This is a genomic window from Shewanella phaeophyticola (assembly GCF_025398315.1).
In the GTDB taxonomy this organism is placed as follows: domain Bacteria; phylum Pseudomonadota; class Gammaproteobacteria; order Enterobacterales; family Shewanellaceae; genus Shewanella; species Shewanella phaeophyticola.
Genome location: NZ_JAODOQ010000001.1, coordinates 3217968 through 3230202 on the forward strand (window position 1 = coordinate 3217968; position 12235 = coordinate 3230202).

The window sequence follows — 12235 nt, forward strand, 5'->3', positions numbered from 1 at the left end:
GTGCATTTTTGTTAGTAGCGCTTAATTTAAACAACAACCAACTCCTTGTCCAAATCAGCCGGACAATAATTCTATCCTATTGCGCGTTAATCAGTGATGACTCAGCGAGAGTTTAACAGGGCTTAAACAAGGCGCATGGCTGAATGAATAGTTATTCTCTTTCGAAGTCATGCAACGCAGTGTAAGCCCTTTTAAAACTCGCCTAAAAGGAATGTCCCAGCAGCTTTTGCTCTACATTCTCGCTATTTGAGGCAGCACCATGACGATACGGCTTAATCGAAAACTGCTGGACGCATTCTGAGTGGTCACTTATTGATGCGGATTGGTATCATTATAAAAAACGTGATTTTAATCACTTAACAGACCACAAAAAACATCAGACGTGGTAATCTAGCCCGATAAATATACTAATCACAAACACACACATTAAGGTTCCCCATGGACGATAATAAACGCCCCCTATATCTTCCTTTCGCTGGTCCTGCGATTCTTGAATCTCCTCTGCTTAATAAAGGCACTGCATTTAGCGAAGAAGAGCGTATTTACTTCAATCTCGAAGGATTATTACCTTGGGTAATTGAAACCATTGACGAGCAAGCATCACGTGCTTACGACCAGTTCAAAAGTTTCAATAACGACCTTGATAAACATATTTATTTACGCAACATCCAAGACACCAACGAAACCTTATTTTACCGTTTACTGCGTAATCACATCAGCGAAATGATGCCGATTATTTACACCCCTACCGTAGGGTTAGCCTGTGAGCGTTTCTCAAAAAACTATCGCCGTAACCGTGGTTTATTTATTTCATATACCAATAAAGACCGCATTGATGACATTTTAAATAACTCTACTCGCCATAAAGTTAAGGTAATTGTAGTGACAGACGGCGAGCGTATTTTAGGTCTTGGCGACCAAGGTATTGGCGGCATGGGGATCCCCATTGGTAAATTGTCGTTATACACCAGTTGTGGCGGGATCAGTCCGGCATATTGCCTGGCAGTGACTTTAGACGTAGGTACAGATAACCCACACTTACTCGAAGACCCAATGTACATGGGTTGGCGCCATCAGCGTATTGGCGGTGATGAGTACGCCGAGTTTATTGAAGCATTTATGCAAGCGGTAAGTCGTCGTTGGCCAGATGCGTTAATCCAGTTTGAAGATTTTGCGCAAAAAAATGCCATGCCACTGCTTGAGCGTTACAAAGACAAATACTGTAGCTTTAACGACGACATTCAAGGCACAGCGGCGGTTACGGTTGGGTCATTACTTGCAGCGTGTAAAGCGGCTAACAGTAAATTGAGCCAACAACGCGTCACCTTTTTAGGTGCCGGTAGTGCGGGCTGTGGCATTGCTGAAGCCATCGTGGCACAAATGGTTGCCGAAGGCATTAGCGACGAGCAGGCGCGTTCACAAGTCTTTATGGTTGACCGTTGGGGCTTACTACTGGACAACATGCCTAACCTGTTGCCCTTCCAGCAAAAATTAGCGCAAAAATGCTCAGAAGTGAATGCATGGGATAACTACAGCGACCATATTTCACTGTTAGATGTGGTTAACAACGCCAAGCCAACCGTATTAATTGGTGTGTCTGGAGCCCCTGGTTTGTTTAGTGAAGAAATCATTCGTGCCATGCACAGTCACTGCGAACGCCCAATTGTGTTCCCATTGTCTAACCCAACCAGCCGAGTTGAAGCCACGCCAAAAGACATTTTACACTGGACATCTGGCCAAGCATTAGTGGCGACAGGTAGCCCGTTTGAACCTGTCGTCATTAATGGCGAAACGTTCGAAATTGCCCAATGTAACAATAGCTTTATCTTCCCGGGGATAGGTTTAGGCGTTTTATCTTGCGGCGCGAAACGCGTATCAGATGAAATGCTTATGGCGTCAAGCCAAGCGTTATCAGAATGCTCACCATTAGGTAAAAATGGTACTGGTTCGTTATTACCCAAACTGGAAGAAATTCAAGAAGTCAGTAAATATATTGCATTTGCTGTTGCCAGAACGGCTATCGATCAAGGCTTAGCATTACCCTGTACCGACGAACTGCTTAAACAGTCAATCGACGCAAACTTCTGGGAACCAGAATACCGTCGTTATAGACGCACCGCATTTTAATAAATATTAAGCGCCTTAAACTAAAAAATCCCAGCTTGGCTGGGATTTTTTATGTTTGCTTACAATGGTTAAGTAAACATTAAGCAGACATAACTTGCTTAAAACTGTTTAACATTGAGCGATCGGTGCGAGCTTTTTTCAACTTACGCAAACATTCTTTCAATGACTGCTCAGCTAAACGACCAAACACCCCGTCGTATTCATTGTTATTCATTTCTTCTTCAGAATCGGCACTGTCAGCAATTTCTTGTGCCACACGGCTTAATTGCATCCAGGCATTGGCAATATAAAAGCCATGAAACTCTGCTTTAGTCATTAACTTTTGAGCGCTGCCAGGCAATGCATCCCAAGCCTGAGTAAACGCATTGGCATTGTCTGTGAGCAGTTCTTTAAACAAGCCCTCATATGCCTCTAACAGCGTTTCTGGTAGTTGGTCCATTGGTAGCACTTTATTCGCAACATTATACGAAACTTGCTTGGCGACATCTTGATACTGCTGATCAACGTTACTCATGGCTTTCTCTCTAACATGTTAATAGACCCTAAGTTCGTCACTTAGGCTTGATAACAAAGCCTGCTCATCTGTTAGCTATGCTCATCAAGGCGTCTTTATACCCGGGTATAAAAGCGAATGCAAATTTGGCTCAAAACCTTAACAAACCGGCTGCCTTGATTATGTTAACCATGTTAGGTAACACCCACTATACTGTGTAGCTCAAGCTGAATCGTTTTTTTAACAATGTAAACGCTAAAATGAGAGATACCAAACGGTCAAAATAATAAATTAAGTGCTATTGTTTTAATATGAGATGTCATCTCAAAACACCAACGATGATGATGGGTTAAACGCAAGACTTTTACGACTAAACACGCTACTCTACAAACTGATAGCTCGTTCAATAATAATCACAAATGAGACTTCGCTGCTTTGTTTACGACTAAATTACTCAATATAATCATATTGGCCAGCATCATAATGATGTCTTGCCATGTTAATGCTAACACCATTGATAACGCGCGCGCCGATGAAATTTACCAAAAAATTGATCGTGGCGATGTTTCGTCAATTGATGAAATAAACCTGTTACTCAAGGAATATAAAAATAGCATCGCGGTTGATGACACAGTTCGTCAACAATTAAATATAAGACAGACCTGTTGGAACCACCCTGCCAATAACGCTGAACAACTCAATACCGCCATTCGCTACGCCGATGAATACCTAAACATATACAAACAGCCCAGCCCGTCACCGATTCAAGTTGACTTAACATTATGTAAAATTTTGTTTTTACATCAACAAGGTCAAAACCAAAATATTTTAAAGCCATTAGACAATGCCATCAACAATGCTTATTTATTAGAAGACCCACGCTTAATTGCTGATAGTCGTAGTCTCCGAGGCACCATTTTATCTTATATAGGTAATTTTAGTGCCGCCTTAGAAGATCTTATTACCGCGCAAAACTTGTATGAGTCACTAAAACTCGATTATTAGGTCAACGCCAATTTACGTGAACTTGCCAATAGTTACCGCCGCTTTGGCGACCCAGGTACTGCGTTAACCTACCAAACCAAACTTGAAACTAACTACTTAAAAAATAATAAAGCCTTCGAGGCAAACCTAATCAATATTGAAATGGCCATGTCATTTGAAGAGCTAGGTCGCTACCAAGAGGCTAATGATCGCTATCAAAAGGCACGTGAATTTTGGCTTAAAGAAAATGAGTTAATTGCCGCAGCAGACATGGCCGTGAGTATTGGAGGTAACTTCATTAACTTAAATCGGCTAGACCAAGCCAAAACCATGTTAGAGCAAGCCCAAAAACATATCACACCCGATATTGCCAGTAGTTATAGCTACATGAATTTGTACCTTGCCAAAGTCCACCACAAACTAGGCAATCACAGCCAGGCACTCGAATATATAATCAACGCCGAAAAGGCATTTAACGACCACCATAACGCTCGTGGCCTCAACCTAGTGTTACAATTAAAAAGCCAAATATATCAAGCGCTAGAGCAATGGTCCGACGCTTATCATTCATTATCAGCTTATGTTGAAGCACACGACGCACTCGACAAAAAGACCATGTCAGACAGAAACTCCGAGATGCAAGCACGCTTTAACACTGACAAAATTCAATCTGAAAACAGCATACTAGTGCAGCGGGATAAAGACAAAGAACAGCAACTGCAAATGATGAAACGCAACGAACAAATGCAAATTATTATTATTGTTCTCGTGGCCATTATTTTAGCCATAGTATCAGTATTTGCTTACAAACAGCTTATGCGAAAACAACAGTTTAAATTTTTAGCATTAACCGATGAGCTCACTAAACTATCAAACCGACGCGACACTTATGCACAAGGACAACATTTTTTAAAAGCGGCTCAACAATCGGCTAAGCCTTTCTCAATTATCTCTTTCGATGCCGATCACTTTAAAAAAGTGAATGACAATTTAGGCCACGAGATAGGCGATAAAGTATTAATCAAGTTAGCCTCAATTTGCTCAAGCATGATGCGCGAAACAGATGTAGTTGGCCGAGTGGGCGGCGAAGAGTTTTTGGTGTTATTGCCTAATATCGATAAAACCAAAGCCATTGAAATCGCAAACCGCTTAATTGACACCATCGCCAATTATGATTGGAGCCAAATTTCACCCCATTTACATCAAACAATCAGTGCTGGGGTGGCAAGCTACAGTAACGAAACTGAATTATCACCATTATTACTTAAAGCCGATAAAGCACTCTATTCAGCCAAAGCCGCGGGCAGAAACTGTGTCAAAGCAGAGTAAAACGAGTATAATTTCTGCTTGTTTACTCAATAATAGCGCTATGACTGCAACGACCCCAGCTTCAACGCCAGATCAACAAAACGATCTCACTCGCCAATCAGCTGAGCCATGTCCTTTGACAGCGGCTCAACTTGACGCGCTCAATCGGCAAATAAAACAGTGGGGAAAAGAGCTGGGCTTTGCCCACATTGGGGTTGCCGACGTTGACTTAACTCAGCACCAGGCCAGTTTGCAACAATGGCTGGATAAAGGCTATCACGGTGAAATGAACTACATGGCGAGTCACGGCATGATGCGCGCACGCCCTCACGAACTCCACCCAGGTACCTTACGAGTGATTTGTGCACGCATGGATTACCTGCCGCCAGAGGCTGGTTTTGCCAGTAATTTAACCGACCCCAACTTAGCTTATATCTCTCGATACGCCGGCGGACGCGACTATCATAAACTGATGCGTCAACGCCTTAAAAAACTCGGCGACAACATTACCGCGCACTGCCAAACCCTCGGGTTTGATGACAGTAATTTCAGACCTTTTGTTGACTCGGCTTCAATCTTAGAGCGTCCATTAGCCGACAAAGCAGGCATAGGCTGGACAGGTAAGCATTCGCTTCTTTTGCATCCCAATGCAGGCAGCTGGTTTTTTTAGGCGAGTTATTGGTTAACTTACCACTGCCATTAGACATACCAATTGAAGAAGGCTGCAACACCTGTGTTGCCTGCATAAAATCCTGCCCAACCGACGCCATAGTCGAGCCTTACGTAGTCGATGCGCGCCGCTGCATATCGTACTTAACCATTGAGTTACAAGGGGCTATACCAGAAGAATTTCGGCCTTTAATAGGCAACCGTATTTACGGCTGCGACGACTGCCAATTAGTGTGCCCAGTCAACAGCAAAGCGCCAATAACAGCAGAGTCTGACTTTCATACCCGCCAAGCGCTTATTCAACCTGAGTTAATCGATTTATTTGCTTGGTCAGAAACCTTCTTTTTGCGCCAAACCGAAGGCAGCGCCATTAGACGAATCGGCCATAAACGCTGGCTACGCAATATCGCTATAGCATTAGGCAATGCCCCTGCAAACCCAAATATCATCGCCGCACTCGAGCAACGCAAACTCAGCGACGAAGTCGACGCCATGGTAATCGAACATATCGACTGGGCAATTGCACAACAAAAGCAAAAAGCACCACAAGAGGCGCTTTCACGTAAAACCCAACGCGTCATCCGCTCGATAGAAAAAGGTTTACCGAGAGATGCCTAGATTTTGGGCTATCGAGCCAGTCAGCATAAACCTTCAGGATGTTAAGTATCTAAGGTAAAGCCCACTTTTATGGTGACTTGCCAATGGGCAACTAACCCCTCTTCTAGATGACCACGAGTTTCAATCACTTCAAACCAACGCAAATGCTTAACTGTTTTATTGGCCTGGGCAATGGCATTTTTAACCGCATCGTCACTGCTGATGGGCGATGAACCGACAAGTTCAATAATTTTATAAGTATGACTCATGCTTAGCTCCTTATGTTCAGATCTTTAAAGTGCTGCTGATAAATAATTAATCCTTTATCAGTATAGCCTTAAGCTTGTCTGTTCGCCTTTTTCTATCGCTCGAGGTTTTGGGGATATGATGTCAATCGTATGATGCTGGCAAGCGCTTCTTTTGTTCAAATATGTGCTTTGGTTATCGTTTGACCTGCTCTGTAATAAAAGAGAACTGAGTTATTGAATATTGTATACAGCAAAGTCGCTTTATTAACTAAAATTAATAGTCAAATATGTAAAAAAACTCATACAGGCGTCTGGACGTCTAGAAGTTTATTGTGTTACTCTCTTGCAAAGCAATCGAATTGATTTCATCAGCTAGTTGAGCAAGATTCATGTGGAGAGAAAATGATAGAGCTTAGACACCTTCGCACCTTGATGGCGTTAAAAGAAAGTGGCAGTTTGGCAGGTGCAGCTAAAAAACGGTTTGTAACCCAGTCGGCGCTTTCTCATCAAATTAAAGAGTTAGAGACTCGTATTAACTCAGCGATTTTTGTTCGAAAAAGTAAACCGTTAACTTTCACTCATGAAGGGGCGCGACTGCTGAATTTAGCAGAAGAAATTTTACCGAAGGTGATTGCAACTGAATCTGATCTTAAGCGTGGTCTTGAAGGTGAAAGTCAGCAACTTAAATTAGGCATTGAGTGCCATAGTTGTTTTCGTTGGTTGATGCCAGTGATTGAACAGTTTAAGCAACATGCTCCCGAAGCGCAGGTTGATATTTCAAGTCGTCATTTGTTTGATTCACTTAATGCACTGCAAACCGGTGGATTAGACATTGTACTGACCTCAGATCCTGTACCTGGCCACAGTGTGGCGTATCAACATTTGTTTGATTTTGAGGTAAAGCTAGTCACATCAAGCGAACATCCACTCGCGAAAAAAGCGTATGTGACACCGCCTGATTTGGCTAAAGAAACAGTGATTAGCTACCCTGTGCCATTAGCACGCTTAGACATTTACAAGCACTTTTTAGAGCCTGCTGGTGTTGAGCCTGGCGAACAAAAGCAATGCGATTTAACCTCAATGTTATTGCAACGCGTCGCCTGTAATGATGGTGTCGCGACGCTACCAACATGGTCAATTCGCGAAAGCCAAGGCTTGAGTTTAGCTGCGGTAAAATTAGGTGCTGAAGGACTGAAACGCCCTTTATTTGGCGCTTATCGCCGCGATGCCACTAATGCTAATTTGATTCAAAAGTGGCTTGAGCTTGTGGCAAGTGAAGGGCTCGCACTACAACGGATTAATCAATAGTTTCCGTTTAGATAACACACGTCGAAGCACAAGTCCTGCCGAGTCAGGGTTTTGTGTTTGGCGTAAGTTATGTGCAATTAAAAATTCATCGCGTAAATCGTCATCCAATCCTAGCGATTCAAACGCCTCTAAAGACAGTTTTTGTTGCTGCTGTTCAATTAACGATTTAAGCACTTTTAACGATACAGGTCTTGGTAATTCTGCGTTCAAATACGCAAATGCAGTTAGCGCAATCACCTGGCCAAACACACTGAACAAGGCTAAAGTTTGCACTTCATCAGCGTCAACTTTTATTGCCGAACCTGCTTCGCTTTCTACACGTAATAATTCGATGCAATCATGAGCTATGGCTTCGTTTAATGCCCAGTAACCTTGTACTAACTTTTTGTACGGTTCGGCTAGCTCATCTAGGCGCTCTTTTAAATAAAACGAAAACGCATAACGATAAATATTCACCTGCCCTAAGCGGATTAAGGCATCTTTCACGCTGCGGCTTTTTGTTGACACAACTCCCGCATTTTGGGCGGTATTACTGCGTTGTAATAAATGGGCGGCGAGTGCAGGATCCGCCGAGACGGTATCGATAACAACCCGAATATCGGCTTCGTTAATTAAGGCCTTTTTTAACGGGATCAAAATACCACGACGACCAATGACCTGTTCTTCGTTGCCAATAATAGCTTGAACTTGAGTCAGTACTTGTTGTTCAAGATTTGTCATATGCATCAGTTACCTTTGGTCAATAAATCTGGGTATAAATTAATTTAACGATATATTAAAACGAAAGCCAGTAATAGTTACTGGCTTTGGTATTCATATCGCTTAGTTTTACCCTTTAAAAGCGGTAACCGGCAGTCATTCTAAACGAGCGGCCCGTACCTGAGTAATAACCATTGCCATAAGACGAATAATAGCCTGTGCCTACATAGTCTTCATCTAACAGGTTATCGACACGTACACTGGCTGTCCATGCATTACGGCGATAATTTAACGCGAGGTTAGTTAATACATAACTGTCGAGTTTGTCGTCGGTATTACTGTCATCGCCTTCCATGTAGCGCTCGCCTGTGTATATGCCTTCAATAAACGTTTGCCAATGATCAGCAAAGTCGTAACTCATAAACACTTTACCAGAATGTTCTGCCACCCAAGATAGCGCTTTGCCATCGTTGTCACCTTGGGTAAATTCGGCATCAATATAGTCGTACGATGCTCCCATTAGCCAATCTTTAGATAACTGCACCTCGTAGCTGGAACTGACACCAAAACGGCGCGACTCATCCGCATTAACGTTAGCACCACCGCCATAAGGCTCATCGGTACGGCTAGCGTCATAAACGATTTCATCTTCTAACTCGAGTTGATACGCATTGATTTTTAACGTTTGGGTAGCAGTAGTGTAATCCCAACCCGCTTCGTATGAGCGGCCAGTTTGTGGGTCTAACCCTTGCACATCTAATGGCGTGTAAGCTTGCTCATCGACTTTAGCAAAACGGAAGTTATCATTGGCGCGAACATAAAAACGATGTTCCGCACTTGGGCGATAATTAAGTCCAAGCTCAAATGCGTGTGCATCATTGTCGAGTTCAACACCCTCTGGGTAGAGTAATTGATCAGACAAATCATCGGTCACTTCAGAATAACGACCACCGACAACATATGACAATGTTGAGCTCAGCGGCACAGTAGCTTGCACATAGGCGCTTTGCATCGTTTGCTCGTTGTTACGTTGAATATACAAGGTATCAAAGTCAGCTTCGCCGCGACTCACATCAATCCCTGTCACTAATGTTAGCTCGCCATGAGCCAGTTGATAGTGAGCCATAGCTTTTGGCGAAAAGCTCAATAAATCACGTTCAATTCGCCCTGCACTGCCATATAACAAACTGGTTGTGAGTGAGTCTGAATAGGTTAAATCAGCACCTAGCGCCCACACGTCAGTCAATTGATATTGATACCCACTGCGCAGTGCGGTGGTCATTTCATGTGAGTATTCACCCTCAGAAAACGATGCGACTTGACGAGGATTATCTTGATATTGTGCGAGGGTTAATGCACCCGGTGCTTGGCGATCATTATCGAAGTAGTTTACTTCAACAAAAAAATCTTCGACGTCAGTTTGATACTGAACACGGCCTAGAATAGAGCCGGTTTCATTTTCGTTATTGTCACGATAGTTGTCGCTTTGGTTATAACTGCCCGCTAAAAAGTAACGCCAGGTATTATTAATTGCACCCGAGATATCGCCTTTGGCTTCATAGGTGTCAAAACTGCCACCACTGACTTGTATACCGCCAGAGGTTTGGGTTGGCGCTTTGGTAATAATGTTAATGACGCCGCCCACGGCTTGGTCGCCATAAAGCACACCTGCACTGCCTGATAAAATCTCAACGCGCTCGATTAAATTAAGCGGAATGGACTCAACACTTGGGGCTGAAATATCAATGTTATTTAACCGACGACCGTCGACTAAAATAAGGGTATTGTTAACGGCCTGCGAAGCAGAAAAACCGCGCATCGAAAATACCGCACCAGAGTTGTTATCTGATACTTGTATGCCTGATTGGCCACGGAGTAAATCGGTTAAATTAGTGGCGCCGCTCATTTCAATGTCGGCAGCGTCGATCACATTAACATTGGCTGCGATATTTAACGGATTAGCTTGATTACGACCAATAACCACAATCGTCTCGTCCATTGTGACTTCGGACTCAGTTGACGCACTGGGTATTGATTGTGTTGAGGTTGGTGCTGCAACAGTGTTAAAGCTGGTTGCGCAAAGCATTGCACTGATTAATAGTGCGAGTGTAGTTGGTTTAGTACCCATTTACCTTTAACTCCTAAAAGGAAAAATGGGGCAAAAGCGCCGCAACATTGACCACCACTTTGCGGCTTACTCATTCTGAGTAAGCCAAAAACGGCATAACATCACATCTCGAGATCTGCCCACCGAAATCATCGAAATCACCTTTATGGCCGGTCTCCGGACTGAGGTTGTGGTACTTAATCAGTACACGCGAACTCAGGTAGGTTACACCTCAATTCTCACCCATCACCGTTGCGGGGGCAGTACCAGACTTTCACTGGTTTCCCGATTCTCCAATTGAGCAAATCACACTCACCTTGGCACCGTAAAGATTGACTAAACGTTTAAATATAATATAAAAAAGTGCTGCATGTAACACAGCCGTAAACACCAGCAGGATTATAACGGAATAGCCGTTGAGCGGATAGGTTAAAAGCAGGAAAACAACGCGCGTAATATTCACGTTAATGTTGAGTAAATTACTCAGCCATAAAGTCGCGATAATTGTTTTGGGTGATAGGCGCAGTTTCGGCGGTAAACACTGCGGTACGAATCGATTTATGCACTAGGAATATGTTTTCGTCATCACTAATGACCGTAAAGTAACCCATCTCACCTCGTGGACTAGTAATGTAAGAGGTGGATACCACTGCAGAAGCATTGTGAATATTAGGCATGCTAGTGCAACCTAATAAGCCATGTACCGCTTCAAGTTCTTCAACTTTTAAGCCGCCCAATTGTTGATAAATGACTTCGCCTTGGCAATGTTCTTTGTAGGTATCAGCCATGGAATCTAAAAATTCAGCGGGGTCAATATCTTCCGCTAGGCCTTCAAAGCCTTGCATACAGACTAAGTTAGACCAATCGTTGAGGGTTTCATTAGCAGGAATAAATTCTGCCATGGTCATATCGCCGCGCTTTTCATTAAAGGCGAGCTTCCACGCTAAGGGAGGTAAAAAGCCGAAGGTTTTAGAGACAGTGATAAGCTTTTGTACATCGCTCGACATAACGACCACGCCGGATGAGTCACTTTGGGAGTCCAAGGTAACCAATGCTGGTAAAGTTGCATACGCGGCATGAGGCAATAGACTGACTATTCCAGCGCACCCCGCGTAGCAGATAAATGCAGCGACTTTGTTCATCCCAATGACATCCTTGCAAGGAATTAGTGTGTTTAAAAATCATTCTAATTAAGTATATCCTATCCTGAACATACCGAAATTAAAACTTATCTATAACATTTACCTATTTTGAGCAGCATTTAGTTGAAGTCGTCTTCGTCTTCTTCGTCAATGATTTCGTCTTCATCAATAGCAGATTCTGCAGCGATTGCAGCCGCTAAGCTTTTTGCTTTTAAGTGCTTTTCAGTTTTACGCTTGTTACGGTCAGCTTGCTTTGACAAGAAACCCTGTAATGACTGCTCGCCCCATGCAATGGCTTCTGCTTCTGTGGCAAAACCATCTTGGCTTTTTGATACGACGGTTTTAGTCGCTGTCATACGACGAGTGATTTCGGTTTTCCACGTGTTTTCTACTTGTGTGACACGTAAACCATACTTTTTGCTATCGCTCATAATCTTTTCTATCCTACTTTGGGCATCGCCATGCAAAACCCATGAAATTCAGCCGCGCAGTGTACTCGATACTCACGAGTTTGGGCAGCTATTATTGGTTATTTTTAACGCTTTTTTGTGAT

Annotated in this window: 10 protein-coding genes, 1 pseudogene and 1 riboswitch; of the genes and pseudogenes, 5 read left to right on the forward strand and 6 right to left on the reverse strand. The window is 43.2% G+C overall.

Annotation, left to right across the window (positions count from 1 at the left end):
- Positions 1–438 precede the first annotated feature (438 nt).
- A complete protein-coding gene (locus tag N4T56_RS14925; protein ID WP_261733778.1) occupies positions 439–2127 on the forward strand; it encodes an NAD-dependent malic enzyme in 1689 nt (562 codons plus the stop codon).
- 79 nt (positions 2128–2206) lie between these two features.
- Here N4T56_RS14925 and N4T56_RS14930 read toward each other — a convergent pair whose 3' ends face one another.
- Positions 2207–2641: a DUF3069 domain-containing protein gene (locus N4T56_RS14930; protein WP_261733779.1), complete on the reverse strand. Its 435-nt coding sequence runs from the start codon at positions 2639–2641 to the stop codon at positions 2207–2209.
- A gap of 462 nt (positions 2642–3103) precedes the next feature.
- Here N4T56_RS14930 and N4T56_RS14935 point away from each other — a divergent pair, with 462 nt between their 5' ends.
- The 3 genes and pseudogenes from N4T56_RS14935 (at position 3104) to queG (ending at position 6199) form a co-directional block, all read left to right on the forward strand.
- Positions 3104–3625, forward strand: coding sequence for a hypothetical protein (locus N4T56_RS14935; RefSeq protein WP_261733780.1), 522 nt, complete (start codon positions 3104–3106; stop codon positions 3623–3625).
- 147 nt (positions 3626–3772) lie between these two features.
- On the forward strand, positions 3773–4933 hold the full coding sequence (locus N4T56_RS14940; protein WP_261733781.1) for a GGDEF domain-containing protein: 1161 nt from the start codon (positions 3773–3775) through the stop codon (positions 4931–4933).
- A gap of 40 nt (positions 4934–4973) precedes the next feature.
- Positions 4974–6199 (forward strand): annotated as a pseudogene (queG, locus tag N4T56_RS14945) (tRNA epoxyqueuosine(34) reductase QueG).
- Positions 6200–6240: 41 nt separating this feature from the next.
- Here queG and N4T56_RS14950 read toward each other — a convergent pair.
- Positions 6241–6447 (reverse strand): dodecin, encoded by a 207-nt coding sequence (locus N4T56_RS14950; protein ID WP_160053226.1) that lies wholly within the window; start codon positions 6445–6447, stop codon positions 6241–6243.
- Positions 6448–6828: 381 nt separating this feature from the next.
- On the opposite strand from N4T56_RS14950, the gene N4T56_RS14955 reads away from it, so the two are divergent.
- Entirely contained in the window at positions 6829–7734 is a 906-nt protein-coding gene (locus N4T56_RS14955) for a LysR family transcriptional regulator (RefSeq protein WP_261733782.1), read from the forward strand.
- On the opposite strand, the gene N4T56_RS14960 is transcribed toward N4T56_RS14955, so the two are convergent.
- From N4T56_RS14960 to N4T56_RS14975, 4 genes are all read right to left on the reverse strand, one after another.
- Positions 7714–8454, reverse strand: a complete 741-nt coding sequence (locus N4T56_RS14960) for an HDOD domain-containing protein (protein WP_261734843.1) — start codon at positions 8452–8454, stop codon at positions 7714–7716. The genes N4T56_RS14955 and N4T56_RS14960 overlap by 21 nt on opposite strands.
- Before the next feature lie 115 nt (positions 8455–8569).
- Positions 8570–10561, reverse strand: coding sequence for a TonB-dependent receptor (locus N4T56_RS14965; protein WP_261733783.1), 1992 nt, complete (start codon positions 10559–10561; stop codon positions 8570–8572).
- 130 nt (positions 10562–10691) lie between these two features.
- Positions 10692–10883: riboswitch (cobalamin riboswitch) on the reverse strand.
- A gap of 136 nt (positions 10884–11019) precedes the next feature.
- On the reverse strand, positions 11020–11682 hold the full coding sequence (locus N4T56_RS14970; protein WP_261733784.1) for a hypothetical protein: 663 nt from the start codon (positions 11680–11682) through the stop codon (positions 11020–11022).
- 119 nt (positions 11683–11801) lie between these two features.
- The gene (locus N4T56_RS14975) at positions 11802–12113 is read right to left on the reverse strand and encodes a DUF3622 domain-containing protein (RefSeq protein ID WP_238106757.1); all 312 of its coding nucleotides are present in this window, start codon (positions 12111–12113) and stop codon (positions 11802–11804) included.
- Positions 12114–12235: the final 122 nt, after the last annotated feature.

Excerpts from the sequence above, each read along its gene's own strand:
- N4T56_RS14925 (WP_261733778.1), top strand. The coding sequence starts at position 439 with ATGGACGATAATAAACGCCCCCTATATCTTCCTTTCGCTGGTCCTGCG.
- N4T56_RS14930 (WP_261733779.1), bottom strand. The coding sequence starts at position 2,641 with ATGAGTAACGTTGATCAGCAGTATCAAGATGTCGCCAAGCAAGTTTCG.
- N4T56_RS14935 (WP_261733780.1), top strand. The coding sequence starts at position 3,104 with ATGATGTCTTGCCATGTTAATGCTAACACCATTGATAACGCGCGCGCC.
- N4T56_RS14940 (WP_261733781.1), top strand. The coding sequence starts at position 3,773 with ATGTCATTTGAAGAGCTAGGTCGCTACCAAGAGGCTAATGATCGCTAT.
- N4T56_RS14950 (WP_160053226.1), bottom strand. The coding sequence starts at position 6,447 with ATGAGTCATACTTATAAAATTATTGAACTTGTCGGTTCATCGCCCATC.
- N4T56_RS14955 (WP_261733782.1), top strand. The coding sequence starts at position 6,829 with ATGATAGAGCTTAGACACCTTCGCACCTTGATGGCGTTAAAAGAAAGT.
- N4T56_RS14960 (WP_261734843.1), bottom strand. The coding sequence starts at position 8,454 with ATGACAAATCTTGAACAACAAGTACTGACTCAAGTTCAAGCTATTATT.
- N4T56_RS14965 (WP_261733783.1), bottom strand. The coding sequence starts at position 10,561 with ATGGGTACTAAACCAACTACACTCGCACTATTAATCAGTGCAATGCTT.
- N4T56_RS14970 (WP_261733784.1), bottom strand. The coding sequence starts at position 11,682 with ATGAACAAAGTCGCTGCATTTATCTGCTACGCGGGGTGCGCTGGAATA.
- N4T56_RS14975 (WP_238106757.1), bottom strand. The coding sequence starts at position 12,113 with ATGAGCGATAGCAAAAAGTATGGTTTACGTGTCACACAAGTAGAAAAC.